The organism is Pseudomonas sp. GW821-FHT11D10 (genome assembly GCF_058808435.1).
Map to the genome: position 1 here is coordinate 460790 of NZ_JBXARR010000002.1, position 26310 is coordinate 487099.

Annotated in this window: 25 protein-coding genes; 7 read left to right on the plus strand and 18 right to left on the minus strand. The window is 62.1% G+C overall.

Annotated features, from left to right (window positions below):
- Positions 1 to 53 precede the first annotated feature (53 nt).
- The 3 genes from alr to dadA form a co-directional block, all read right to left on the minus strand.
- Complete coding sequence (gene alr / locus AC1RT4_RS08540; RefSeq protein ID WP_493084968.1) at positions 54 to 1127, minus strand: alanine racemase; 1074 nt, start codon at positions 1125 to 1127, stop codon at positions 54 to 56.
- Positions 1128 to 1222: 95 nt separating this feature from the next.
- Complete coding sequence (locus tag AC1RT4_RS08545) at positions 1223 to 1576, minus strand: RidA family protein (protein ID WP_039765240.1); 354 nt, start codon at positions 1574 to 1576, stop codon at positions 1223 to 1225.
- Positions 1548 to 2852 carry a D-amino acid dehydrogenase gene (gene dadA, locus AC1RT4_RS08550; protein WP_007954487.1) on the minus strand — a complete coding sequence of 435 codons (1305 nt, stop codon included), beginning with the start codon at positions 2850 to 2852 and terminating at the stop codon, positions 1548 to 1550. The genes AC1RT4_RS08545 and dadA overlap by 29 nt, the downstream gene beginning before the upstream one ends.
- A 155-nt stretch (positions 2853 to 3007) precedes the next feature.
- On the opposite strand from dadA, the gene AC1RT4_RS08555 reads away from it, so the two are divergent.
- Complete coding sequence (locus tag AC1RT4_RS08555) at positions 3008 to 3496, plus strand: Lrp/AsnC ligand binding domain-containing protein (RefSeq protein WP_003177284.1); 489 nt, start codon at positions 3008 to 3010, stop codon at positions 3494 to 3496.
- A gap of 2 nt (positions 3497 to 3498) precedes the next feature.
- Here the strand turns inward: AC1RT4_RS08555 and AC1RT4_RS08560 are convergent, their stop codons facing one another.
- A complete protein-coding gene (locus AC1RT4_RS08560; RefSeq protein ID WP_007954485.1) occupies positions 3499 to 3852 on the minus strand; it encodes a YkgJ family cysteine cluster protein in 354 nt (117 codons plus the stop codon).
- Positions 3853 to 3997: 145 nt separating this feature from the next.
- On the opposite strand from AC1RT4_RS08560, the gene AC1RT4_RS08565 reads away from it, so the two are divergent.
- Positions 3998 to 5308: an NAD(P)/FAD-dependent oxidoreductase gene (locus AC1RT4_RS08565; RefSeq protein WP_493084971.1), complete on the plus strand. Its 1311-nt coding sequence runs from the start codon at positions 3998 to 4000 to the stop codon at positions 5306 to 5308.
- A 108-nt stretch (positions 5309 to 5416) separates the two neighbouring features.
- Here AC1RT4_RS08565 and AC1RT4_RS08570 read toward each other — a convergent pair whose 3' ends face one another.
- On the minus strand, positions 5417 to 5662 hold the full coding sequence (locus tag AC1RT4_RS08570) for a DUF1127 domain-containing protein (RefSeq protein WP_007954481.1): 246 nt from the start codon (positions 5660 to 5662) through the stop codon (positions 5417 to 5419).
- A 179-nt stretch (positions 5663 to 5841) separates the two neighbouring features.
- On the opposite strand from AC1RT4_RS08570, the gene AC1RT4_RS08575 reads away from it, so the two are divergent.
- The gene (locus tag AC1RT4_RS08575; protein WP_493084973.1) at positions 5842 to 7263 is read left to right on the plus strand and encodes an aminotransferase-like domain-containing protein; all 1422 of its coding nucleotides are present in this window, start codon (positions 5842 to 5844) and stop codon (positions 7261 to 7263) included.
- Here AC1RT4_RS08575 and AC1RT4_RS08580 read toward each other — a convergent pair.
- The 8 genes from AC1RT4_RS08580 to AC1RT4_RS08615 form a co-directional block, all read right to left on the minus strand.
- The gene (locus tag AC1RT4_RS08580) at positions 7260 to 7787 is read right to left on the minus strand and encodes a DUF1120 domain-containing protein (protein ID WP_493084975.1); all 528 of its coding nucleotides are present in this window, start codon (positions 7785 to 7787) and stop codon (positions 7260 to 7262) included. The two genes, AC1RT4_RS08575 and AC1RT4_RS08580, sit on opposite strands and share 4 nt — an antisense overlap.
- A 13-nt stretch (positions 7788 to 7800) precedes the next feature.
- The gene (locus AC1RT4_RS08585; RefSeq protein ID WP_493084977.1) at positions 7801 to 10224 is read right to left on the minus strand and encodes a fimbria/pilus outer membrane usher protein; all 2424 of its coding nucleotides are present in this window, start codon (positions 10222 to 10224) and stop codon (positions 7801 to 7803) included.
- A complete protein-coding gene (locus tag AC1RT4_RS08590; protein ID WP_493084979.1) occupies positions 10224 to 10934 on the minus strand; it encodes a fimbria/pilus chaperone family protein in 711 nt (236 codons plus the stop codon). The genes AC1RT4_RS08585 and AC1RT4_RS08590 overlap by 1 nt, the downstream gene beginning before the upstream one ends.
- 101 nt (positions 10935 to 11035) lie before the next feature.
- A complete protein-coding gene (locus AC1RT4_RS08595) occupies positions 11036 to 11686 on the minus strand; it encodes a DUF1120 domain-containing protein (protein ID WP_493084981.1) in 651 nt (216 codons plus the stop codon).
- Between the two features lie 220 nt (positions 11687 to 11906).
- Positions 11907 to 12449: a hypothetical protein gene (locus AC1RT4_RS08600; RefSeq protein ID WP_493084983.1), complete on the minus strand. Its 543-nt coding sequence runs from the start codon at positions 12447 to 12449 to the stop codon at positions 11907 to 11909.
- Between the two features lie 13 nt (positions 12450 to 12462).
- Positions 12463 to 14886 carry a fimbria/pilus outer membrane usher protein gene (locus AC1RT4_RS08605; protein WP_493084985.1) on the minus strand — a complete coding sequence of 808 codons (2424 nt, stop codon included), beginning with the start codon at positions 14884 to 14886 and terminating at the stop codon, positions 12463 to 12465.
- Complete coding sequence (locus AC1RT4_RS08610; RefSeq protein WP_493084989.1) at positions 14886 to 15593, minus strand: fimbria/pilus chaperone family protein; 708 nt, start codon at positions 15591 to 15593, stop codon at positions 14886 to 14888. The genes AC1RT4_RS08605 and AC1RT4_RS08610 overlap by 1 nt, the downstream gene beginning before the upstream one ends.
- 130 nt (positions 15594 to 15723) lie before the next feature.
- On the minus strand, positions 15724 to 16386 hold the full coding sequence (locus tag AC1RT4_RS08615) for a DUF1120 domain-containing protein (RefSeq protein ID WP_493084991.1): 663 nt from the start codon (positions 16384 to 16386) through the stop codon (positions 15724 to 15726).
- 390 nt (positions 16387 to 16776) lie between these two features.
- Between AC1RT4_RS08615 and AC1RT4_RS08620 the strand changes: the two genes are divergently transcribed.
- Positions 16777 to 18300: a phospholipase D family protein gene (locus AC1RT4_RS08620; protein ID WP_493085289.1), complete on the plus strand. Its 1524-nt coding sequence runs from the start codon at positions 16777 to 16779 to the stop codon at positions 18298 to 18300.
- Between the two features lie 21 nt (positions 18301 to 18321).
- Here AC1RT4_RS08620 and AC1RT4_RS08625 read toward each other — a convergent pair whose 3' ends face one another.
- Positions 18322 to 19467, minus strand: coding sequence for an MFS transporter (locus tag AC1RT4_RS08625; RefSeq protein ID WP_493084993.1), 1146 nt, complete (start codon positions 19465 to 19467; stop codon positions 18322 to 18324).
- 184 nt (positions 19468 to 19651) lie between these two features.
- Positions 19652 to 21145 carry an aldehyde dehydrogenase gene (locus AC1RT4_RS08630; protein WP_007954454.1) on the minus strand — a complete coding sequence of 498 codons (1494 nt, stop codon included), beginning with the start codon at positions 21143 to 21145 and terminating at the stop codon, positions 19652 to 19654.
- A gap of 235 nt (positions 21146 to 21380) precedes the next feature.
- Between AC1RT4_RS08630 and AC1RT4_RS08635 the strand changes: the two genes are divergently transcribed.
- Positions 21381 to 21743: a cupin domain-containing protein gene (locus AC1RT4_RS08635; protein WP_007954453.1), complete on the plus strand. Its 363-nt coding sequence runs from the start codon at positions 21381 to 21383 to the stop codon at positions 21741 to 21743.
- Between the two features lie 73 nt (positions 21744 to 21816).
- On the opposite strand, the gene rpmG is transcribed toward AC1RT4_RS08635, so the two are convergent.
- Positions 21817 to 21972, minus strand: a complete 156-nt coding sequence (gene rpmG, locus AC1RT4_RS08640; protein ID WP_003177274.1) for a 50S ribosomal protein L33 — start codon at positions 21970 to 21972, stop codon at positions 21817 to 21819.
- A gap of 11 nt (positions 21973 to 21983) precedes the next feature.
- Positions 21984 to 22217 (minus strand): 50S ribosomal protein L28, encoded by a 234-nt coding sequence (gene rpmB / locus AC1RT4_RS08645; protein ID WP_003177273.1) that lies wholly within the window; start codon positions 22215 to 22217, stop codon positions 21984 to 21986.
- A 446-nt stretch (positions 22218 to 22663) separates the two neighbouring features.
- Here rpmB and AC1RT4_RS08650 point away from each other — a divergent pair, with 446 nt between their 5' ends.
- Positions 22664 to 24250 (plus strand): ABC transporter substrate-binding protein, encoded by a 1587-nt coding sequence (locus AC1RT4_RS08650; RefSeq protein WP_493084996.1) that lies wholly within the window; start codon positions 22664 to 22666, stop codon positions 24248 to 24250.
- Between the two features lie 36 nt (positions 24251 to 24286).
- Here the strand turns inward: AC1RT4_RS08650 and radC are convergent, their stop codons facing one another.
- Entirely contained in the window at positions 24287 to 24961 is a 675-nt protein-coding gene (gene radC, locus AC1RT4_RS08655; protein WP_207984328.1) for a RadC family protein, read from the minus strand.
- A 135-nt stretch (positions 24962 to 25096) separates the two neighbouring features.
- Here radC and coaBC point away from each other — a divergent pair, with 135 nt between their 5' ends.
- Positions 25097 to 26305 carry a bifunctional phosphopantothenoylcysteine decarboxylase/phosphopantothenate--cysteine ligase CoaBC gene (gene coaBC / locus AC1RT4_RS08660; RefSeq protein ID WP_197868878.1) on the plus strand — a complete coding sequence of 403 codons (1209 nt, stop codon included), beginning with the start codon at positions 25097 to 25099 and terminating at the stop codon, positions 26303 to 26305.
- Positions 26306 to 26310: the final 5 nt, after the last annotated feature.

Below are 26310 nucleotides of genomic sequence, written 5' to 3' on the forward strand. Positions count from 1 at the left end.
GTTATCATGGCGACAGCGTTCAGTATTTACAACACTTGGGCCCCGCTTGCGCTTCAACCCTCGGAATAGAGCCTTGGTACCCGGCGCAGGTTGCAGAAGATCTGGTACGGAATGGTGTCCGCCCACTTCGCCACGTCGCTGGCGAGGATGTTCTTGCCCCACAACTCGACGGTCGAACCGAGGCCGGCTTCCGGCACGTCGGTCAGATCGATGCACAGCATGTCCATCGACACCCGGCCAAGAATGCGGCTGCGCTGACCGGCCACCAGCACCGGGGTGCCGGTGGGCGCCTGACGCGGATAACCGTCGGCGTAACCCATGGCGACCACGCCGATGCGCATCGGCTTGTCGGTGATGAATTTCGCGCCGTAACCCACCGGTTCGCCGGCCGGCAGCTCACGCACGCTGATGACTTTCGACTCCAGCGTCATCACCGGTTGCAGGCGCTCGGCCACGGCGTTGGCTTCTTCGAACGGAGTGGCGCCGTAGAGCATGATGCCCGGCCGCACCCAGTCGCTATGAATCTGCGGCCAGCCCAGCACCGCCGGCGAGTTGCGCAGGCTGACTTCAGCGGCCAGGCCCAGACGCGCTGCTTCAAACACCGCAACCTGATCGGCGCTGCTCTGCTCGTGCAGCTCATCGGCCCGGGCGAAGTGGCTCATCAGCACGACTTTCGCCACGTTGCCGCTGGCCAGCAGACGCTGGTAAGCCGCCGGGTAATCCTTCGGATGCAGGCCAACCCGGTGCATGCCCGAGTCGAGCTTCAGCCACACGGTAATCGGTTTGCTCAACGCCGCCTGCTCGATCGCTTCGAGCTGCCACAGCGAATGCACCACGCACCAGAAATCGTGCTCGACGATCAGCGCCAGCTCATCGGCCTCGAAAAAACCTTCGAGCAACAGCACCGGCGCGCGAATCCCGGCGGCACGCAGCTCCAGCGCTTCTTCGATACAGGCCACCGCGAAGCCGTCCGCTTCAGCCTCCAGCGCCTGAGCGCAACGCACCGCGCCATGGCCGTAGGCATCGGCCTTGATCACCGCCAGTGCCTTGGCACCGGTGACTTCACGGGCGATACGGTAGTTGTGACGCAGGGCTTGAAGGTCGATCAGGGCACGGGCAGGACGCATGGCAGCAGACTTCTTGGCGGTCATGGGAATAAAAACCGGCGCTGGCTGACGGCGTGAACCGCCAACAGCACCGGGAGAGGGATCTTTACAACGGGTTACGGCAACGCGGCGACGATGGAGATCTCGACCAGGATGCTCGGCTTGGCCATCTTCGCTTCAACCGTGGCACGGGCCGGGGCGGCGCCCTTGGGCAGCCACTGATCCCACACCGAATTCATGCCGGCAAAGTGCGCTTCGATATCGTTCAGGTAGATCGTCGCCGACAGCAGATGCTGTTTGTCGGTGCCGGCCAGATCGAGCAGACGCTCGATGTTGGCGAGGACGTCGCGGGTCTGCTGTTCGACACCGGCGTTGAAGTCATCGCCGACCTGCCCGGACAGATACACCGTACCGTTGTGGCTGACGATCTGACTCATGCGCTCATTGGTGAGCTGGCGCTGGATTGCCATGCTTTGCGGACTCCTGGGTGGTGTTGCCATAACGGGAAATATCGAGGCCTTCGGCGCTGATCTGTGGCTTTTTCTTCGCCATCAAATCAGCCAGCAAGCGACCGGAGCCGCACGCCATGGTCCAGCCGAGGGTGCCGTGACCGGTGTTCAGGAACAGGTTCTTGAACGGGGTGGCGCCGACGATCGGCGTGCCATCCGGGGTGGTTGGACGCAGGCCGGTCCAGAAACTCGCTTCGGCCAGATTGCCGCCCTGAGGATAAAGGTCGTTGACGATCATCTCCAGGGTTTCGCGCCGGCGCGGGTTCAGCGACAGGTCAAAACCGGCGATCTCCGCCATGCCGCCGACGCGGATGCGGTTGTCGAAACGGGTGATCGCGACTTTGTAAGTCTCGTCGAGAATGGTCGAGGTCGGGGCCATCGCCGGGTTGGTGATCGGCACGGTCAGCGAGTAGCCCTTCAACGGATACACCGGGGCCTTGATGCCCAGCGGCTTGAGCAGTTGCGGCGAGTAGCTGCCGAGGGCCAGCACGTAGCGGTCAGCGGTTTCCAGCTTGCCGTCGATCCACACGCCGTTGATGCGGTCACCGGCGAAGTCGAGGCGCTGGATGTCCTGGCCGAAGCGGAACTCCACACCGAGCTTGGTGGCCATTTCGGCGAGGCGGGTGGTGAAGATCTGGCAGTCGCCGGTCTGGTCGTTCGGCAGGCGCAGGGCACCGGCGAGGATGTCGGTGACACCGGCCAGAGCCGGTTCGACGCGGGCAATGCCGGCGCGGTCGAGCACTTCGAACGGCACGCCGGATTCTTTCAATACGGCGATGTCCTTGGCGGCGTTATCCAGTTGCGCCTGGGTGCGGAACAACTGGGTCGTACCGAGGCTGCGGCCTTCGTAGGCAATGCCGGTTTCGGCGCGCAATTCATCGAGGCAGTCGCGGCTGTACTCGGACAGACGCACCATGCGCTCCTTGTTCACCGCGTAACGGTTGGCGGTGCAGTTGCGCAGCATCTGCGCCATCCACAGGTACTGATCGATATCGGCGGTGGCCTTGATTGCCAGCGGCGCATGGCGTTGCAGCAGCCACTTGATGGCCTTGAGCGGTACGCCCGGCGCGGCCCACGGCGAGGCGTAGCCCGGGGAGACCTGGCCGGCGTTGGCGAAACTGGTCTCCATGGCCGCGGCGGGCTGCCGGTCGACCACCACCACTTCAAACCCGGCACGGGCCAGATAGTAAGCACTGGCGGTACCGATGACGCCGCTACCCAAGACCATAACGCGCATTTTTGTATCCCTCATCGCGGCGTGCCGCATACGTCTGTTGTTAGAGCAATGATGCGCGCAGTGTAAAAAAGATCTGCCAGTGCTTTTCACTGTATAAGCGCCTATATTTGGCGACAATTCTCGGCAAAAACCCTTTTCACGGAGGCGCATCCCCTATGCGTACCAACACTCAGACCAAACGTGAGCTGGACAAGATCGACCGCAACATCTTGCGGATCCTGCAGGCGGACGGGCGGATTTCATTCACCGAACTGGGCGAGAAGGTCGGGCTCTCCACCACGCCGTGTACCGAGCGGGTGCGGCGCCTGGAGCGCGAGGGGATCATCATGGGCTACAACGCCCGCCTGAATCCGCAGCACTTGAAGGGTAGTCTGCTGGTGTTCGTCGAGATCAGCCTCGACTACAAATCCGGCGATACTTTCGAAGAGTTCCGACGCGCGGTGCTGAAATTGCCCCACGTACTCGAATGCCACCTGGTGTCAGGGGATTTCGACTATCTGGTGAAGGCGCGGATTTCCGAAATGGCCTCGTACCGCAAGCTGCTGGGCGACATCCTGCTCAAGCTGCCGCACGTACGCGAATCCAAGAGCTACATCGTGATGGAAGAAGTGAAAGAGAGCCTGAGCCTGCCGATTCCGGACTGAGCTCAGACCAGCACCTGGCGATTTTCGGCCATGTACTCGAACACCTGCTTCTCGACCCGTGGATGAATCAGCTCCACCGGCCGCCGGCCGTTGGGGCAGGGCAAGGTCTGGGTGGTGCCGAACAAACGGCAGATCAGCGGCCGCTCGTCATACACCGTGCAGCCATTTGGCCCCAGGTGCACACAGTTGAGCTCTTCCATCGCTGCGTCCTGCTCGGCACGGGTCTTGCGCGGCAGGCGGGACATTTCCTCGGGCGAGGTAGTCACCGGCCCGCAACAGTCATGGCAGCCCGGCACGCATTCAAACGTGGGAATCTGCTGACGCAGGGTGCGGATTTTCTGACTGTTGCAGCTCATTGCAGCGGTAACCGGAGTGAAATAGGCGGCAATTGTGCCGCAAAAGCCGTGATCCAGACACCACGGGCCGACCAATGTTGCCCAGCCTCGGGCCTGCGGCTTATGCTCCGTCAAATTTTCTCGACACCCGCTCAGGATGACGCCCATGAATGCCCGCGCCCAAGCCACCGCGAGCCAACCCCACGTTGCCTCCTATTACGCCGCCAGCAGCCTGCCGCAACCCGACCATCCGGTGCTGCAAGGTGAACTGATCGCGGACGTGTGCGTGGTCGGTGGTGGTTTCTCCGGGCTGAACACCGCGCTGGAGCTGGCGGAGCGCGGCTTGAGCGTAGTGCTGCTGGAAGCGCACCGGATCGGCTGGGGCGCCAGCGGTCGCAACGGCGGGCAGCTGATTCGCGGGGTCGGTCACGGTCTCGATCAGTTCGCCAACGTGATCGGCGCCGACGGCGTGCGCCAGATGAAACTCATGGGCCTGGAAGCGGTGGAAATCGTCCGCCAGCGCGTCGAGAAATTTCAGATCTCCTGCGACCTGACCTGGGGTTACTGCGACCTCGCCAACAAACCTTCCGACCTGGAAGGTTTTGCCGAAGACGCCGAAGAGCTGCGCGGCCTCGGTTATCGCTATGAAACCCGACTGCTGCAGGCCAACGAAATGCACACCGTGGTCGGCTCCAAACGCTACGTCGGCGGTTTGATCGACATGGGTTCCGGGCATCTGCACCCGCTGAACCTGGCACTCGGCGAAGCCGCCGCGGCGCAGCAACTCGGGGTAAAGCTGTTCGAGCAATCGGCGGTCACCCGTATCGACTACGGCCCTGAAGTCCGGGTGCACACGGCGCAAGGCTCGGTGCGAGCAAAAACCCTGGTGCTGGGCTGCAATGCCTATCTCAACAATCTGAATCCGCAACTCAGCGGCAAGGTGCTGCCGGCCGGCAGCTACATCATCGCCACCGAACCGCTGAGCGAAGAACAGGCCCACGCCCTGCTGCCACAGAACATGGCCGTCTGCGACCAGCGCGTGGCGCTGGATTACTACCGACTCTCGGCGGATCGTCGTCTGTTGTTCGGTGGCGCCTGCCATTATTCGGGGCGTGATCCAAAGGACATCGGCGCGTACATGCAGCCGAAGATGCTCGAAGTGTTTCCACAGCTCGCGTCAGCGAAGATCGATTTTCAGTGGGGCGGGATGATCGGCATCGGTGCCAACCGTCTGCCGCAGATTGGCCGGCTCGCAGAGCAGCCGAACGTGTATTACGCCCAGGCCTATTCCGGCCACGGCGTGAATGCCACGCACCTGGCGGGCAAGCTGCTGGCCGAGGCCATCAGTGGCCAGCACAGCGGCGGCTTCGACCTGTTCGCCAAAGTGCCACACATCACCTTCCCCGGCGGCAAGCATCTGCGCTCGCCGCTGTTGGCGTTGGGGATGTTGTGGCATCGATTGAAAGAGTTGGTGTGAGCTCGTTCCCACGTTCCTGCGTGGGAATGCATCCAGTGACGCTCTGCGTCACAGCGGACGCGGAGCGTCCGGGGCGGCGTTCCCACGCAGAGCGTGGGAACGATCCCTCTAAATCCGCCAGAACGGCTTCAACCCCTCCTCCAGCGCCTGCTCCCGGGTCAGCCCGATGTCCTTGAGCTGCTCGGGCGTCAGGCGCAGCAACGCCTTGCGCGTGTGCAGACGATGCCAGAACAGGCCCCAGCGACTCAGGCCGGACGGCGCATTGCGCATGATCTCGTTGCGCGCGTTGTCCTGTTGCCCTGCCTCCAGTTCCTGACTGTGTAACGTCAGCCGCACATCGCTCAAACCGTTCATTTTCATTGCTCCTGTTTACTTGGGTAGCCAGAGATTCCATGATGCGCGGGCGAGCAAAAGCATTACAGATTCAACACATCTGTATTAATTCCATACAGATTTGCTGTTCCCGAGACTGAATTGTCGATTTACGCCGCATCTGTACTGGTTTAACGAATCATCTGCATCGAGGCAGTGCCATGACGCTCTATGTGAATCTCGCCGAATTGCTCGGCACCCGCATCGAACAAGGCTTCTACCGTCCTGGTGATCGCCTGCCGTCGGTGCGCGCCTTGAGCGTAGAACACGGGGTCAGCCTGAGCACGGTGCAGCAGGCCTATCGCATGCTGGAAGACAGCGGCCTGGCCACGCCGAAACCCAAGTCCGGGTACTTCGTGCCCGTGGGTCGAGAGCTGCCTGAACTGCCGGCAGTCGGGCGCCCCGCGCAACGGCCGGTGGAGATTTCCCAGTGGGATCAGGTGCTGGAACTGATTCGCGCCGTGCCACGCAAGGACGTGGTGCAGCTCGGTCGCGGCATGCCGGACATCTCGTCACCGACGATGAAACCGCTGCTGCGCGGGCTGGCCCGTATCAGCCGCCGTCAGGACATGCCCGGTCTGTATTACGACAACATCCACGGCACCCTCGAACTGCGCGAACAGATCGCCCGGCTGATGCTCGATTCCGGCTGCCAGTTGAGCGCCAGCGATCTGGTGGTCACCACCGGTTGCCACGAAGCGCTGTCCACCAGCATCCACGCGATCTGCGAGCCCGGCGACATCGTCGCGGTGGATTCGCCGAGCTTCCACGGCGCCATGCAGACCCTCAAAGGCCTGGGCATGAAAGCCCTGGAAATCCCCACCGACCCGCTCACCGGCATCAGCCTCGAAGCGCTGGAACTGGCGCTGGAGCAATGGCCGATCAAGGTTATCCAGCTCACGCCCAACTGCAACAACCCGCTCGGCTACATCATGCCGGAGTCGCGCAAACGCGCCCTGCTCAACCTGGCCCAGCGCTTCGACGTGGCGATCATCGAGGACGATGTGTATGGCGAACTGGCTTACACCTACCCGCGTCCGCGCACGATCAAATCCTTCGACGAAGATGGCCGCGTCCTGCTGTGCAGTTCGTTTTCCAAGACTCTCGCGCCGGGATTGCGCATCGGCTGGGTCGCGCCCGGTCGCTATCTCGAGCGGGTGCTGCACATGAAATACATCAGCACGGGCTCTACAGCACCACAGCCGCAGATTGCCATTGCCGAATTTCTCAAGTCCGGACACTTCGAGCCGCATTTGCGGCGGATGCGCACGCAATACCAGCGCAATCGCGATGTGATGATCGATTGGGTGACCCGTTATTTCCCGGCCGGCACCCGCGCCAGCCGCCCGCAAGGCAGCTTCATGCTCTGGGTCGAACTGCCGGAAGGTTTCGATACTTTGAAACTGAATCGTGCGCTGCACGATCAGGGCGTACAGATTGCCGTCGGCAGCATCTTTTCCGCCTCGGGCAAGTACCGCAATTGCCTGCGCATGAACTACGCAGCCAAACCCACAGCGCTGATCGAAGAGGCCGTGCGCAAGGTCGGCGCGGCCGCGATCAAGCTGTTGGCCGAAGCCGATTAATCCACCGTAAATGCGCCATGACCTTCAAACCGCACCGAATCGACGGGGCGGCTTGAGGCGTCATCGACCCGCGCATCCAGCTCCAGCTCCACTTCCAGCAGGCTGCCCTGGATACCGGCGTCCGCCCGCCATGGAACAACGTGGATACCCGGTCGCAGAAAATCGCCTTCGAGCGCTTGGCCGCTGTCCAGCCGCCAGTGCACCGCCGCACCGTCGAGACGCACGGCCACGATACGCAGTTGCAACGTGCCCGCCGCCCAACGGAAACGTTGCGGATCGGCCGGGGGCGCGACAAAAGCCCAGCGCATCAAGCGCACGTCGGGACACAGCACCCGCAAGTGCACGCTGCGCAGACCAAAGCCCGGGCCCCGGCCATCAAGCGCCGTGCGTTGCAGCAGGTCGGCGCGCGTTGCGCTACCCAGGTTCACGCTCGCGGGCGACAGGCTCGACTGACACGTCTCGGCGCCCGACGCCGGTTGAAATACCAGGTACAGCAACACGACCAGGACCAGCAGAAATTTCATCAGATGCACTCGTTCAGGACAGTTCGGCCGGGGCGCAGGTGGCATCGACCCGCTCGATGAGCGCGCTGTCGTCAGGAGATTCGGAAAGCGGAAAACGCAACACGCACCGCGTGTTGTCAGGGAGCTGCACATGCAGGCGCTGACCGGCTTTTGCGTCAGGCAGAAAAATCGTTCCGGCGTCCTGGACCGTCGTCAGGTAGCGGCCCTGTTCATCGTGAACACTCAACCCCTTGGCCAGCCATTGCCGGTCGACAGTCATGGCGTTGAGCAACAATCGCCGGACGGTGACGAGGGAAAAGTCCAGATGCTGCACTGACCCACGAGCCGGCTGCACCTCCTTCACTCCGTCGAGCACTTCGACGTTGCGCGACAAACTGAGCGGGTCGATTTCCAGCCGTGCGGTCGACCAGGCCGGCAGGCTCGCTGCGACGGCGTGGCCCGAGCCATCGGTCCAGACCGGTCCTTGAGGCGTGTTCAGTTTTACGCCCGAGCGATCACCGGCCTTGAGTACGCCGAAGGTGTCGCGCAGGGGATAAGGCGACAAGGTTGCGCCGTCGCGATGCAGCGCCACACCACCGCGCAGCCCCACATCGTAATCGGTCGCTCCGGATCGCTGGCCGACGCCGACGTCCAGGCTGGTGTAGCGCGGCAGCGCATTGAAACGCACGCCGTAACTGGCCGCAGTCTCATCGCGGTACTCCGCGTTGGCGTTGTAGGCCAGGTTTTCACCCAGTACGTCGCTGACGGCCACGCCCCGGCGCAGGCCGGATCGATCATCACGGCGCAAATAGCCGCGCAGCCTTCGCTGGCCACCGAGCGCCATTCCCAGCGTCAGGTAAGCGGAGTTGCCCAAGCGATCGGGGGCCTTATCACCGACGGCACGTTCCAGGTTCAATGACAGGCTGATGCGCTTAGGCAACGTGCGCGACCACGACAGGCCAAGACGCGACTGCGACGGTTCACCCTGGGTCGAATACCGCGACCACGTCGCCCCGAATGCACCCCATTGATCCACCGATCCGGTGAGAGAAAACACCAGGTGATCGCGACCGGGGGATTCGGCCCGGTGGAGCTCCTGATCCCAGCCGGTGTCTGACAGCGTGCGAAAATTCCGGCTCTGGCGCACCGCGACCAGGCTTGTCGACAGGTGCTCGGACAGTGGCGCACTGAGCGTCAGTTGTGTCTGGCTACCTCCCGCGCCTCGGGAGCGGTCATCGGACAGCACCTGCTTCACGCCCAGTGCGTAGCCGCCGGCCCACTGTCGTTGAAGGCCCCAGCCTGTCGACAGGTAGTCGGTTGCCGCGAGCACACCGGCGCTCAGTCGGGTGGCCTGCCCCCACTCCCAATCCTTGCTGAATGCGGTGAAAGAAGGTGTCTGTCGGTCGTCCGAGCCCAGCCGGCGCACCGTGCCCAGCGCAAAGTTGAACCCGCTCGGCCCGGCCCATTGCGCTTCGTGGAGACTGGCCGCCGGCACCCGCAAGCGCCGCGCCTGTCCATCCTGTTCGTGGACAGTCACCTCCAGATCAATCTGATTGCTCAGCAACGGCAGCGCTCGCAGCGTGAACGGCCCACTCGGCACCATCGTGGTGTAGATCATTACGCCGTTCTGCCGGACTTCAATACGGGCCGGCGAATACGCGACACCCTCCACCTGCCCGCGCGCACCGTCCTGCGCCGTTCGCAATTGCGTGAATGCCACTTCCGGCAGGATCTGCACACCGTTGAACGGCTCACCGGCAAACAAGGGCGATGCGAGATTCAATTGCCCGACCTGCAGACTGGCTTCGGCGTCCTCCAGGGTTCGCGCACCGTAGGCATACAGGTGCTCGAACCGCGAATTGCCGGAGGTCGACGTGTAGGACTGTCGGCTGCGCAACACCCAGTCCCCGGCATTCAGGCCGACCTCCGAGCCCAGGCTTTGAAACCTGTCGTGTTGGCCTTCATGCTGGCTGCCGACCATCAACGCGTCGTAGTTGAACACGCCGGCCGTACCGCCATGGGCGAAATTGTTGGGTGCACGTTCCGGCAGCACCAGTCGGTCGGTCGGTACCAGCAGATCAATCCGTTCGCGTCCCGGATCCAGTTGCACGACTGCTTCGGGAAATCCCTCCACCAGCGTCATGCACTGCTCCGGTTGCAGCTTGTCCATCGAGGGTGGCGGGCGTACTCCGGCAGCGTTCAGCCATTGAGGGTGCAGGCACAATTCGCCCCGCTCGTTGAATGCCACCCGTACACGGCCTCTGGCCTGCCCGTTGACCTCAAGCGCCACTGCATGTTCGCCTTGGGTGAAGCGCGGCGCCTCACGAAAATACGCCGCCAACGCAGGATCGATGCCTCGGTCTCGCAACACGCGGGCGTCGAACTCCAGTGACTCGGCCGCCAGCACGGTGCCGTTGGCCGCGAGCAGCAACACGCCCAAACGAACGCAAAACTTCATCAGCGGGTAACCGGCGCGTCGTAATGGTCGACCGCAAAGCCGTAGGTCGTGGCGGGGAAGATCCTGACCGCCATTGCCCGTGCCGAGGTGTGCAAAGGCAACTCGGCGTGCAGGCGCTCGCCGGGCAGGATGTAAGTCTTGGGCAGATTCACCGAGCGGGTGCCCGGCAGAGGCACAATGGTTTTCGCCAACCGCACCACATAGGGGCTCGGATTGATGACCTGTACACCATTGGCATCCATTGACCAGGTCAGCCGCTTCCACGGCTCGCGCTCGACCGGCAACCCGGCGGGACGCAGAATCACCGGCAGGTTCTGGCGTACACCGAGGGTGACCCGCGCTCCGGCGGCGTCACTGGCCGGGCTGATGCCCTCGAAGATCACTCGCTTCAGGCGTTCGGTCTTCAACGGTTGCCGGTTTTGCAGAATGAATCGCACTTGCTGAATGCCGCCCGGCTCGACCCGGGCGATGGGCGGGGTGAAGATCAGCAGAACATCGTCACTGTCCTCAATGTTCTCAATCGTGGTGTGCAGCAGCGCGGGATGCGTGTCGGTATTGCGCACGTTCATCACCGCTTCACCCGCGCCCTCCTCCACCAACAGCACCGGCGTCTGCGGAACCATTCCGGCGGCGTGGGCCAGCGGTACTGAAAACCATGCGGACAGGCACAGCGGTGCCTTCTTGAGAGCAGTCTTGAAAGAAATGAGCATCGGGATAGTCCGTGAAATCCGGGATGCGATCCGTCAGATGCCGGACCGCGCTCGCATGCGCCAGCCAGTCCCGGTGCCTGAGAGGCACCGGGACGCCGCCGTCAGAGGTAGAACATGTCGAACGTCACGGAGCCGTCCAGCGGGATTTCGTTGGCAATCGGCAGGGCGTTGCTTGGGCCGATGATCGGCAGCAGGTGCATCGGGAAACCGTGGTGGCGGGCGGCAACCGGGCCGGTCGCGGCGCTGGCGCCCCACGAGTACAACTGCGGCGCATTGCTGACCAGCGTGCTGGTCGGTACACCCCATGCCGGGGCTGCCAGCGTCCGGGTCAGCAGTGTCTGGGCATTGCCGTCGGTCTCTGGAATGCCGTGGCGCAAGGCGAAACCTCCAATAGGTGTACCGTCGATTTCACCCAGCCCGTAAAACAGTGCCGGATCGCTTTGCCCGGCACCGTCACTGATACCCGGCAGCTTGGTGCCAGCGCGGTTATCGCGCACCGACACTTCCACGGGAGCCGGCGCATCGCAATTGATGTGCAGGGACACATCGCGACCGGCCAACAGGGTCTGGGTGGTCGGATTCAGCGTCGCCGCCGAAATCTTGCGCAGATCCACCGTGCTGCCACCGGCAAAGGCCGGAATGCAGGAGGTCGGAATAATGGTGCCGATGACATTCAGATCAACGCTTTCTGCCATTGCCATTGTTGGCAGCAGCGCCGCCGCCAGTACTGCAAGACGGTATGTCTTTTTCATAAGCCGTAATCTTCCATTTGATTGACAGTTCAGTCCCTACAAACCTGGTATGTAGGTAAGCGGGCTGATGATTGCGGCTTATGAGAGATAAATCTGTAGGAAACGGGAACGCTAAAACAGCGAAATCACGACTGGTTTAATAGGTAATTTGAGCTCAGTGGCGGGATCCTACGCCGCCACGGCCGGATGCATTGACCGCCATGTCTCCAGGGTCCGAATTTCAGTACGCCTGAAAGCGCAGATCGATCCCGAACCGGGTCAGATCGGCAACCCGGGTCTGCGCTGCCCCTACCCGCCCTTCAAGTTCTACTTCGACATCCATTCGCTGACCTTCCAGTGCAACGCCCGCCCGCGCGGGAATCAGGCTTTGCCCGGCAGGCCAGACAGCCGCACCGGATGCGACACCCGGTTCAAATCCAAGCCACTGCACGGCTTTGCCATCCACCCGGACAGCCATCACATGAACCCTCAACGCCCCTGCGCCAAACCGATAGTCCACGGCATCGGCTGCCGGCGCCACCAGGTCGAGTCGCAGCGGCGCTGTCCGTTCACACTGGACGGTGATCTGCACCCGTCGGCGCCCGAAACTCAACTGGTCATTGTCCAGGGGCTGTTGCAGCAACTGCCCGCGCGTCATCGCACCAAAATCGATGGAAGGCTGCCCCAGCCTGACTGCACAGCCCGACTGCGCCTGTGCCTGATCGGCGATAAACACGACACTGAGCAATGCCAGGCCGATCGTGCCGGTATTCAAACGATGCATGGTCACTGACTCCTTAAACCGCGTGGCAGGTGGCTTGCGCCGTTTCGTACAGCGATCGCGTGTCGGACTGTTCGCCGAGGCTGTAGACCAACCGGCAGCGACTGCCATCGGGCAGCACCACGTGCAAACTCGTGTCTGGCCGGACATCGGGCAAGAAGATCGTGCCGGCCTCCAGTACGTTGGTGATGTACTGTCCCTGCGCGTCGAAAACGACTCCGCCCTTGCGCAGAAGAACGTTGTCGGCGGTGCGCGCCTGTAACAGCAAGCGCCGCGCGATCACCATGTCGAACACCAGATGCGCGACCGCACCACGCCCGGCTTCTACCTCCTGATAAGCGTTGTGCACATCGACATTACGCCCCAGGCTGGCCGTATCCAGTTCGACCCGGCCTTTGCTGTACGCCGGCAGACTCGCTGCCACAGCGTGCCCGGAATGGTCTGTCCAGACAGGGCCACGCGGGGTGTTCAATTTGACGCCAGCGCTGTCGCCGGCCTTGAGCAAGCCGAAGGTTTCGCGCAGCGGATAAGGCGACAGCGTCACGCCATCACGGTGTACCAGCGCACCGCCGCGCAGGCCGATGTCATAGTTCTGGTTACCGGCGCCGCTGCGCGAATAGCCCATGTCCATCTGACTGTAGCGGGGCAACAGGTTGACCCGCCCGTTGAACCCGGCGCTGCCGTCATCCGGTCGCTCGGCGCCGATGCTGTAGGCCAGGGTGTCGCTGAGCTGTTCATTGAATCGCAGACCGCTGCGGGTGCCGCTCACGTCGTCGTTACGCACGTAACCGCGCAGGGTCTGGCGCGCGCCCAGAGGCAAGCTGACACTCAGATAGGCCGCTGTGCCCCGAGCGTCGTCAGGCGCCCCGGCGACATCCCGTTCAACCGTGAAGGTCACATTGGCCCGCCGAATGCTCTGCGACCAGGCCAGAGCGACTCTGGACGTGGCCGTCCCGTCAAACATGGAAAACCGCGAGTAGCCGGCAGAAAAGCCTCCGTACACCGGACTGCTGGTGCTGAGGTTTGCCGTCAGTTGATTGCGCACTCGCTGGAACGGTCGATCATTACGCGAATCCCAGGTGGTGTCCGACAGCGTGCGGAAACCCTGGGTCTGCTGGGTCAGCGCAACACTTGTCGACAACCCTTCACTCAATCGACCGCTGGCAGTCCACTGCAATTGCGTGCCGGATACAGCCTGATCCTGCGCCCGGGAAAGCACCTGGCGCCCACCGAGTATCAGCCGATCACCGATGCCGCCCTGCATCGCCCAGCCCAGCGACTCATAACCCGTACCGAACATGGCGCCGGCCGTGACCTGCCCACGCGGGCCCAACTGCCAGTCCTTGCTGGCGGCGGCAAAGGACGGCGCATCACGCTCGTCGCCGGCATAGCGGCGAACCTGACCGACCGCTAGCGCATAACCTGCCGCCCTGCCCGTCATCCCGCCCCGCAACTGCGTCGCCGGCACAATGAAGCGCCGCTGCTGCCCGTCCTCTTCGTGCACCGTCACTTCCAGATCCACGCTCTGACTGAGCAGCGGCAAACCCACCAGCGTGAACGGCCCACCGGGCACCACCGTGGTGTAGATCAGCGCACCGTTCTGGGTGACTTCGATCCGCGCGGCGGAATAGGCAATGCCTTCAACCCGCGCACCGGAGCTGTCATCGTCCAGCGCCATCAGGGCCAGTTCCGGTTGCACCTGGAAGCCGTTGAACGCCTCACCGGAAAACAACGGCGAGACCATGTTCAACTGACCCAGTTGCAGGTTGGCCTGATAGCGTTCCGATGTGTGCGAGGCGTAGGCATACAAATGCTCAAGGCGATTTTCTCCGGCAAACTCGCTGTACACCTGGCGACTGCGAAACGACCAGTCCGCCGCATTCAGGCCCAGCTCGGCATTCAGATTGCGAAATTGCGAAGACTGGCCGGCGAAACGACTGCCCAGCAGCAAGGCGTCGTAGTTGAACAGGCCTGCCGTGCCCCCGTTGAGAAAGCTGCGACGGGCCGAGCGATCAGGCACCAGCGCATCGGTGGGCAACAGCAATGCGATGTGTTCCTGCGACGGATCGGCTTGTATCACCGCACCCGGAAAGTACCGGGCGAACAGCTCGCATCCCGCGCCACCCGCCGGCTCGACGTAATCCGCCGCCCGCATGCCGCCCCGCTCCAGAAGGGACGGCGTGAAGCACAGTTCCCCCTCGGCATTGAACATGACCTGAACCTGTCCCTTCGGGACCCCGTTCACTGACAGCGAGACTGCCTGTACCCCCTCTCGAAAACGCGGCGCCTGGCTGAAGTACTCTGCAAGGCGCGGGTCCAGTCCACGTGACTTGAGTACATCCTGATTGAACTGCACGGCCTCACGCTCTGCGCTCCAAGCACTTTGGGCACATCCCAGGAAGATCATCAGCGCAGCGCCGGCATAGCAACGCCAATGCATCAATCCGTCACCAAAGGAGCATCGAAGTGCGCAATGGCGAAACCGTAGGTGGTTACTGGGAACAGCCGCACCTGGAGCGGCGAACTGCTCGGGTCAGGCGTCCCACTCAAGGTCAGTTGCTCGCCGGGCAACACGTAGGTGCGTCCCAGATCCATCTCTTTGCTGCCGGGCAGTAGCGTCACCGAATGGCCCAGCCGCACCACATATGGACTGGGATTGCGCACTTGTATCTCAGCACCTTGTCGCGACCACACCAGATGCTTCCAGGGCTCGCGGTCGACCGGCAGATTCGCCGGACGCAGGATCGCCGGAATGTTCTGCCGCACGCTCAGGCTCACTTGCGCCTTGCCCGTCGAGTCCTGCGGCGCGATTCCCTCGAAGATCACGCGCTTGAGGCGCTCGGTCTTCAAAGGTTCCGCACTGCGCAGGATGAAGCGCACGCGCTGCGTCGCACCGGGCTCGACCCGTGCCACCGGCGGAGTCAGCAGGAGCAATGACTCGGTGTCTTGCGGCACGTCTTCAACAGAGGTGTGCAGCAGCGCGGGATGCGACTCGCTGTTGAACACATTGATACCGGCCTCACCCACGCCTTCGTCGAGCACAACGACAGGCGTCTCGGGCACCATTCCCGCCGCCCGGAGAGGGCCGGGCACCCACAAGAAAACCAGCAAGATGCTGGCGATGGCATTTCGCACAAAGGCGTTCATGACGTTGTCCACAGGCGAGCGCGCAGCCGGCTTCCATGCCGGGCCACAGGCCAGCCGATAACATTGATTGAAGATGACAGGCTTCGGAAGCGACCGACGCCTGTCGATGGTTTGCGCGTTGCGCGCCCTGTCAGAGGTAGAGCAGCTCGAACGTTGCCGAGCCGTTGAGTGCGATTTCAGAAGTAATCGGCAGGTTCGCCGACGGGCCGATGACCGGCACCAGCGTCATGGGAAACGTATGCACGACGCCCGGCATCGGGCCTGCGGCCACGGATCCTCCCCACGAGTAGCGAAGATTGCCGCCGTCAGCATTCTTTCCGACCAGCGTTGCAGTATCGAGACCTTCCCAGTTGGCCATGTCCCCTTGCTTGTACATCAACATCGAAGGCTTTCCATCGACGGTCGGTGTACCGTAACGCAGACCGTAACCACCGATCTTGGCGCCTGCGACTTGTCCGATTCCGTAGATGTACATCGACCAATCGGTGCCATCGACGACGATGCCAGGCAGTTGGGTATGCGCCTGGTTGTCATGCACCTTGATCGCCATCGGCGCGATTGCCGAACAACTGATGCTCAGCGTTACGTTGTGGTTTTGCAACTCGGTCTGCCGATCGCGATTCAGTGAACCGGCAGGAATATTCCCCAGGTCGACCGTGTTGCCGCCGGTGAAGGCCGGAGTACACGAGGTCGGGATGATCGTTCCGGTGATACTCAGGTCTGCACCATCGGCCATGGCCAATGCCGGACACAGGGCGCTTGCGACAGCGATTGCACGAAAGGTCTTGCGCATGAAAATTCTCACTCCATAAGAATCGAAAGATGACAGCCAGCTGCGCTTCTTCTGCTGAAAAACAGGAACTTTCCTGCCTCAGAATCAGCGCCGTCATTATTCAGATTGCTTCCCGGCAGCGATGTAAGGCGAGGGCACAATCAGCAACGGAAAAATCGCTGCAAGGCGTAGCTGATATGAGCCGGAAAAATCCTCGGTTTGTTTAAGAAAACGCGTACTGCCGACAGCCATGAGCTACAAACCGCTCTGCTTCAGGGATCGGATTGACTGCCTTTTTCGAACAGGCAACAGGCGGCGTGCGCCGTGCCATACTCCTGACCTCGCCCACACCCGGAACGACCCGACTTGAGCTCCAGACATTTCCTGCCGCCTGCACTGCTGTCCGCCCTGATGCTCGCCGGGTGCGCCTCGCTGGATGTCCCGCGCGAACCGAGCCAGGCGCTGCCGGCGTCCGACTCCACGTTCGGTCGTTCGATCCAGGCCCAGGCGGCGCCCTACAAGGGCCAGTCCGGCTTTCGCCTGCTGTCCAACAGCACCGAAGCCTTCACCGCCCGCGCCGAGCTGATCCGCAATGCGCAACGCAGCCTCGACTTGCAGTACTACATCGTCCATGACGGCATCAGCACGCGAATGCTGGTGGAAGAAGTGTTGAAGGCCGCCGATCGTGGTGTGCGGGTGCGGATCCTGCTGGACGACACCACCAGCGACGGCCTCGACCTGATCATCGCCACCCTGGCGGCACATCCGCAGATCCAGATCCGCCTGTTCAATCCGCTGCACCTGGGGCGCAGCACCGGCGTGACCCGGGCGGCCGGGCGGCTGTTCAACCTGTCGCTGCAACACCGGCGGATGCACAACAAGTTGTGGCTGGCGGACAATAGCGCGGCCATCGTTGGCGGGCGCAACCTGGGCGACGAGTACTTCGATGCCGAGCCCAACCTGAATTTCACCGATATCGACATGCTCAGTGTCGGGCCGGTCGCCGAACAGCTCGGGCACAGTTTCGACCAGTACTGGAACAGCGCCCTGAGCAAGCCGATCGACGAGTTCCTCTCCAGCAAACCCACGTCAAAAGACCTGCAGAACACCCGCACACGCCTGGAAGAATCCCTGGAGGAAACCCGCAAACAGAATCACGCGCTGTATCAACAGTTGATGACTTACCGCACCGACCCGCGCATGGATATCTGGCGCAAAGAGCTGATCTGGGCCTGGAACCAGGCGCTGTGGGATGCGCCGAGCAAGGTGCTGGCCAAAGGCGAACCCGATCCGCAACTGCTGCTGACGACCCAACTGGCGCCGGAGCTGACCGGTGTCAGCAAAGAGCTGGTGATGATTTCTGCCTACTTCGTCCCGGGGCAGCCGGGGCTGGTCTACCTGACCGGCCGCGCGGATGCCGGCGTGTCGGTGAGCCTGCTGACCAACTCGCTGGAAGCCACCGACGTGCCGGCGGTGCACGGTGGTTATGCCCCGTACCGCAAGGCGTTGCTGGAACATGGCGTGAAGCTGTTTGAGCTGCGGCGCCAGCCTGGGGATAACTACGGCAGCGGCCCGCACCTGTTTTACAGCAAGTCCTATCGCGGCTCGGATTCGAGCCTGCACAGCAAGGCAATGATCTTCGACGGCAAAAAATCGTTCATCGGCTCGTTCAATTTCGACCCGCGCTCGGTGCTGTGGAACACTGAAGTCGGGGTGCTGGTGGACAGCCCCGAACTGGCGGCTCACGTGCGCGAACTGGCCTTGCAAGGCATGGCGCCGGCGCTCAGCTACGAAGCGAAACTGCAGGACGGAAAAGTAGTGTGGGTCACCGAGGACAACGGCCAGATGCACACGCTGACCAAGGAACCGGGCAGTTGGTGGAGGCGATTCAATGCGTGGTTCAGCACCACCGTGGGACTGGAGCGGATGCTGTAGCAGCCCGCTCCAGCCGGCTTATCAAGCGGGCTCCGGCACCTTGCCGAACGCCCCTTGCCGCGACAGCAGAATCACCAGCCCGAACGCCCCGGCTGCCATCAACCACGGCAACGCATGCCCGCTGATCCACTGACTGCCCGCCCCCGCCATCAACGGCCCGATCAGACAACCGACGCCCCACAGCTGCGCGACATGCGCGTTGGCGCGCACCAGCGCATCGTCGCGGTAGCGCTCGCCGATCAGGATCAGCGACAGGGTGAACAAACCCCCGGCACTGGCGCCGAACAGCACCCACAGCGGCCAGATCAGCAAAGTGTCGAGCAACATCGGGATCGCCAGACTCGACAGCATCAGCACCACAGCGCAGCCGGTGAACAGGGTCCGCCGTGACAGATAATCCGCCAGCGCACCGATGGGCGATTGCAGCAGCGCATCGCCCACCACCACAGTGCTGACCATCGCCAGCGCAATCTCTGCGGTGAAACCCTGTTGCAGGCAATACACCGGCAACAGGGTCAGGATCATCGCTTCGAACGCGGCGAACAGCGACACGGCCCAGGCGATGGCCGGCAGTTCACGAGCGAACCCCCACAAATCACCGAACGTCACGCTGCTGGCCTCGCTGCTTGGCGCACCGCTGCGACCCAGCAGCAGAAACGGCGAAGCGATCAACAGACCGACACCCACCCAGAAACCATAATCGTGATCGGTGCCCAGTGCGCCCAACAGCAACGGACCAGACAGTTGGCTCAACGCATAACTGCTGCCATACAGCGCCACCAGTCGACCGCGCCAGTGCTCGACCACCAGTTGATTGATCCAGCTCTCGCCGAGGATGAACACGATGGTCAGGATCACCCCGATCATCAGCCGCAGCACCAGCCAGATCGGGTAGCTCGGCAGCAGCGCCAGCAGGCCGATCGACAGCGCCCCGGCCCACAGGCACAGACGCATCAGGTTCGCCGTGCCAAAACGCGCCGCCAGATGACTGGAAATCTTCGCCCCCAGCAACACGCCAATGGCCGGCATTGCCGCCATCACGCCAATGGCGAACGAGCCGTAGCCCCAGCCCTCCAGGCGCAACGACACCAGCGGCATGCTGACACCGAGGGCCAGGCCAACACTCAAGACAGACGCCAACACGGCGAAATACGTCGCCCAACGCATGGTCCACGCTCCTGTGGATATTTTTTATTCACACAAAACCAATGTGGGAGCGAGCCTGCTCGCGATAGCGGTGTCACATTCAACATTGATGTCGACTGTCACACCGCTATCGCGAGCAGGCTCGCTCCCACAGGGATCTCTGTTCGATTCGGGAGCCTGATTCACTCAGGCTCCCGTCAACGATTTACAGCTTGATCCAGGTCGCCTTCAGCTCGGTATATTTGTCGAACGCGTGCAGCGACTTGTCACGACCGTTGCCCGACTGCTTGAAGCCGCCGAACGGTGCGGTCATGTCGCCGCCGTCGTACTGGTTGACCCACACGCTGCCGGCACGCAGGGCCTTGGCGGTCAGGTGTGCCTTGGAAATGTCCTGAGTCCAGACCGCTGCCGCCAGACCGTAAGGCGTGTCGTTGGCGATGTTGATCGCTTCCTCGGCAGTGTCGAAAGCAATGACCGACAGTACCGGGCCGAAGATCTCTTCCTGAGCGATTTTCATCGCGTTGCTCACGCCGTCGAAAATCGTCGGCTCGACGTAGGTGCCACCGGTTTCCTGAAGAATGCGCTTGCCGCCGGCCACCAGTTTGGCGCCGTCGGTGTGGCCCGATTCGATGTAGGACAGCACGGTGTTCATCTGCTGGGTGTCGACCAGCGCGCCAACGTTAGTGGCCGGATCCAGCGGGTTGCCCGGTTTCCAGGTTTTCAGCGCTTCGATCACCATCGGCAGGAATTTGTCCTTGATCGAACGCTCGACCAGCAGGCGCGAACCGGCGGTGCAGACTTCGCCCTGGTTGAAGGCGATGGCGCTGGCGGCGGATTCGGCGGCGGCCTGCAGATCCGGCGCATCGGCAAATACGATGTTCGGGCTCTTGCCACCGGCTTCCAGCCAGACGCGCTTCATGTTCGATTCGCCGGAATAGATCATCAGCTGCTTGGCGATCTTGGTCGAACCGGTGAACACCAGAGTGTCGACATCATTGTGCAACGCCAGCGCCTTGCCGACGGTGTGGCCGTAGCCCGGCAGGACGTTCAGCACGCCTTTCGGAATACCGGCCTCGACCGCCAGTTCGGCGATACGGATGGCGGTCAGCGGGGATTTTTCCGACGGTTTGAGGATCACCGAGTTACCGGTCGACAGGGCCGGGCCGAGTTTCCAGCAGGCCATCATCAGCGGGAAGTTCCACGGCACGATGGCGCCGACCACGCCCACTGGCTCACGGGTCACCAGACCCAGTTGATCGTGTGGCGTAGCGGCGACTTCGTCGTAGATCTTGTCGATCGCTTCACCGCTCCAGCTCAGGGCTTGCGCTGCGCCCGGCACGTCGATGTACAGCGAATCGCTGATCGGCTTGCCCATGTCGAGGGTTTCGAGCAGGGCCAGTTCTTCGGCGTGCTGCTTGAGCAGGCCGGCGAAACGGATCATGGTGGCTTTGCGTTTGGTCGGCGCCAGACGCGACCAGACGCCGGAATTGAAGGTGGCGCGGGCGTTTTCCACGGCGCGCTGGGCGTCGGCGGCGTCACAGCTGGCGATCTTGCCCAGCAGACGGCCATCGACCGGGCTGATGCACTCGAAGGTCTCGCCGGAGACGGCATCGGTGTACTCGCCATTAAGGTAGGCGCGGCCTTCGATCTTCAGGTCGCGGGCGCGTTGTTCCCAGTCGGCACGAGTCAGGGTGGTCATTCGAGTGTCCTCCTCTTGTTCAATACGAGCGCCGCGATCGTCGCGGTCGTCCTCAGGAATACTGCCCGGCCAGCCTGCTTTTCGGCCCAAGGCATCCGCCACCCTAAACCAGCGGCCGGGGTTGTTTCAATATATTTGACATAAGCTCGCCATACGGCCTTGCGGCGTTCAATTTAATCAACATAGACTTTGGCCCTTTCACGCCATCGCGCCGTCATCACGGGAGAAAACAACAATGAACATCCAGAACGTCGTCGACATCAGCCTGACCACAACCGAAGCCGAACGCTATCGCCCGGACCCGGCCAAAGTGCTCAAAGGTGATCCCGAGCAAGCGGTGTTCAATCAATACGACAGCCCATGCGGGCAAATGGGCGTCGGCGTGTGGGAAGGTGCGGTCGGGCAGTGGACGGTGAATTACACCGAGCACGAATACTGCGAAATCCTGCAAGGCGTTTCGGTGCTGCGTGACGGCGAAGGCAATGCCAAGACCCTGCGTGTCGGTGACCGCTTCGTGATTCCCGCCGGTTTCCGTGGCACCTGGGAAGTGCTGGAGGCTTGCCGCAAGGTCTATGTGATCTTCGAGCAGAAGGCCTGAGGCCTTTCGCCAGGCAACAAAAAAGGCCCGTATCGTGAGATACGGGCCTTTTTCGTAAGTCGGGAAAAATCAATTACTTGATTTTGCCTTCCTTGTAGATCACGTGCTTGCGAACAACCGGATCATATTTCTTGATCTCGATTTTGTCCGGGGTAGTACGCTTGTTCTTGTCGGTAGTGTAGAAGTGACCAGTACCGGCGCTCGAGATCAAACGAATCAATTCACGCATGATTAGCTCCCTTAAACCTTGCCGTCGCGACGCAGCTCGGCCAGCACAACGCTGATGCCACGCTTGTCGATGATACGCATGCCTTTGGCGGAAACGCGCAGGCGTACGAAACGTTTCTCTTCTTCAACCCAGAAGCGGTGATGCTGCAGGTTCGGCAGGAAACGACGACGGGTTTTGTTGTTTGCGTGGGAAATGTTGTTCCCAGTCACCGGACCCTTACCGGTAACTTGACATACTCTAGACATGCCTCAGCCCTCTAAAACCACATGCCCAACCCGGCATGGGTTGGCCGCTTAATCTCTAGTCATTGTGGCGCCAGGCGCCGCGATTCTTTAGAGGTCTTACCGGCTACACCTACAAGCGAAGGAACCGGGCCCCTAGAAAAGAGCGCTGCTTTATACCAGAAAGACCACGGAGCAACAACTTTCCGTGTGCAAAGAATGGCTAAAAAGCCGCTTTTTCTGGCCGCAAGCGCCTTGGGCAAAGGCTGCCGGCAATTTTTACCATTCGTCGAAGAAAAACGATCATACCCGCGATCGAGACTTTTCCTGCCGTCTCTTCCGACAAATCCTCGGCCGCACAGCCCCGAAAATGCAAAAAGGGGATAGTCATTTGCAATCGCGACCACTAGGGTAGGCCTTTTCCAGACTGCACTTGCAGATGGGCCTTCGATCTGTAAAGGAAGCCGACCATGCGCCTCGCTGCCCTCCCCCTGCTCTTCGCCCCGCTGTTACTGAGTCCACTGGCCCAGGCCGCCGCCCTGAGCGTCTGCACCGAGGCCAGTCCCGAAGGCTTCGACGTGGTGCAGTACAACTCGCTGACCACCACCAACGCCTCGGCCGACGTGCTGATGAACCGTCTGGTGGACTTCGACACCGCCAGCGGCAAGGTCGTCCCGAGCCTGGCCGACAGCTGGGAAGTCAGCACTGACGGCCTGACCTACGTGTTCAAGCTGCACCCGCAGGTGAAGTTCCACACCACCGACTACTTCAAGCCGACCCGCGAACTGACCGCCGAAGACGTCAAATTCAGCTTCGACCGCATGCTCGACCCGGCCAACCCGTGGCACAAGGTTGCCCAGAGCGGCTTCCCGCACGCCCAGTCGATGCAGCTGCCGAGCCTGATCAAGAAGATCGACGCACTGGATCCACTGACCGTACGCTTCACCCTCGACCACCCGGATTCGACGTTCCTCGCGACCCTGAGCATGGGCTTCGCCTCCATTTATTCTGCTGAATACGCCGACAAGCTCCTGAAGGCCGATGCCACCGACAAGCTCAACAGCCAGCCGGTCGGCACCGGTCCGTTCGTGTTCAACCGGTTCCAGAAAGACGCCTCGATCCGCTACAAGGCCAACCCGGATTACTTCCGCGGAAAACCCGCGGTGGACCCGCTGATCTTCGCCATCACCCCGGACGCCAACGTGCGCCTGCAAAAGCTGCGGCGCAACGAGTGCCAGATCGCCCTGTCACCGAAACCATTGGACGTGCAGGCGGCGAAGCAGGAGCCGACGCTGAAAGTCGAAAAGACTGACGCGTTCATGACCGCATTCGTCGGCATCAACAGCCAGCATCCGCCACTGGACAAACCGGAAGTGCGTCAGGCGATCAACCTCGCCTTCGACAAGGCCAATTACCTGAAGGCTGTTTTCGAAGACACCGCCGAAGCCGCCAACGGCCCGTATCCGCCGAACACCTGGAGCTACGCGAAGAATCTGCCGGGTTACGCCCACGACGTGAACAAGGCCAAGGCATTGCTGGCCAAGGCCGGACTGAAAGACGGTTTCCAGACCACCATCTGGACCCGCCCGTCCGGCAGCCTGCTCAACCCGAACCCGAGCCTCGGTGCGCAGTTGCTGCAGTCGGATCTGGCGGAAATCGGCATTCAGGCGGAAATCCGCGTGATCGAATGGGGCGAACTGATCCGTCGTGCCAAGGCTGGCGAGCATGACCTGCTGTTCATGGGCTGGGCCGGCGACAACGGCGACCCGGACAACTTCCTGACTCCGCAGTTTTCCTGCGCCGCGGTGAAGTCCGGCACCAACTTCGCCCGCTACTGCAACGCCGACCTGGACAAATTGATCAGCGCCGGCAAGACCACCAGCGAGCAAGGTGTGCGCACCAAGCTGTATGAGCAGGCGCAGGCGCAGATCCAGCAGCAGGCATTGTGGCTGCCGCTGGCGCATCCGACGGCGTATGCGCTGACGCGTAAAGACGTGCAGGGTTACTCGGTGAGCCCGTTCGGGCGGCAGGATTACTCCAAGGTCACCCTGAAGTAATCCGTCCCGGCTTGCAGCGACTGCAGTCGCTGCAAGCTACATCCAGCCACACTCCGCCATCGACAACGGCTCGCCATCGCCAACGATAAAGTGATCGAGCACCCGCACATCGATCAAATCCAAAGCCTTCTGCAAACGCTTGGTCAATAATCGATCAGCCTGACTCGGATCGCTGTTTCCCGACGGATGGTTGTGGCACAGGATCACCGCCGCCGCGTTGTTGGCCAGGGAACGTTTCACGACTTCCCGGGGATGCACGGCGGTGTTGTCGATCGAGCCGCGAAACAGCGTCTCGAAAGTCAGCACCTGATGTTTGGAGTCGAGAAACAGGCAACCGAACACCTCGTGCGGTTCGTGACGCAGCATGGCCTTGAGGTAATCACGCACGACCTGCGGGTTTTCCAGCGCCGTTTTCTGGCGCATGCGCTCGGCCAGGTGTCGCCGGCCCATTTCCAGCACGGCCTGCAACTGGGCGAACTTCGCCGGGCCCAGGCCCAATTGCTCACTGAACGTTGCGAGATCGGCCTCAAGCAAGGCACGCAAGCTGCCGAACTGACCCAACAAGTGTCTTGCGACATCCACCGCGCTTTTGCCGGATACCCCGGTGCGCAGAAAAATCGCCAGCAATTCGGCATCGGAAAGACTTCCCGAGCCCTGTTCCAACAGCTTCTCCCGCGGCCTTTCCGCCGCCGGCCAATCGCGAATACTCATACACCTTCCTTGTCTGTGGGCGCCGCTGTTCCGTAGCGGTCGCTGTGATATCGTAGCCCATCTTTTTTGCGGGCGAATTCACCCTGGGGAGGGGGTTTCGCCACGTATGTCACCAACGAAATGAAAGGCAGACCTATGCAGCGGCTGTATCGGAAACGCATCGTTCTGGGCGTCGGCGGCGGTATTGCTGCCTACAAGAGCGCCGACCTCGTGCGCCGCCTGATCGATCAGGGCGCCGAAGTGCGCGTGGTCATGACCCGTGGCGGCAGCGAATTCATCACCCCGCTGACCATGCAGGCGCTGTCCGGCCACCCGGTTCACCTGGATCTGCTCGACCCGGCTGCCGAAGCGGCGATGGGCCACATCGAACTGGCCAAATGGGCCGATCTGGTGCTGATCGCCCCGGCCACCGCCGACCTGCTGGCCCGCCTGGCCCAAGGCATTGCCAACGATCTGCTGACCACGCTGGTGCTGGCCACCGACGCCATCGTCGCGGTCGCCCCGGCCATGAACCAGGCCATGTGGCGCGACCCGGCGACCCAGGCCAACCTGCAACTCCTTGAAAGCCGTGGCCTGAAGACCTTCGGCCCGGCCTCCGGCAGCCAGGCCTGCGGCGACGTCGGCATGGGCCGCATGATGGAAGCCACCGATCTGGCCCAGCTCGCGGCAGACTGCTTCCAGCGCCAGGCACTGACCGGCAAGCACGTGGTCATCACCGCCGGCCCGACCCAGGAAAACATCGACCCGGTGCGCTACATCACCAACCACAGCTCCGGCAAAATGGGCTTCGCCCTGGCTGAAGCGGCGGTGGAAGCCGGCGCCCGCGTGACCCTCATCAGCGGCCCGGTGCACCTGCCGACGCCGGATCGCGTCACCCGGATCGACGTGGTCAGCGCCCGAGACATGCTCGCCGCGTGCGAAGCCGCGATCCCTTGCGACATCTTTATCGCCTCGGCGGCGGTGGCGGACTACCGTCCGGAAGTCGTCGCCCCGCAAAAATTAAAGAAAGACCCTACGAGCGGCGACGGCTTCGTCCTGCAAATGGTGCGTAACCCAGACATCCTGGCCACCATCGCGACCCGTCCCGACCGTCCGTTCAGTGTCGGCTTCGCTGCCGAGACCGAACACCTGCTCGACTACGCTGCACGCAAGCTGAAGGACAAGAATCTCGATCTGATCGTCGCCAACGACGTCGCCAACCCGAGCATCGGCTTCAACAGCGAAGAAAACGCCTGCAGCGTCATCGACCGTGGGCTGCACGCCACGGTTTTCGCCCAGACCAGCAAGGGCAAGATCGCTCGCCAGCTGGTCACTTTTATCGCCGAACGTCTGAACCAGGTTTAATTTAC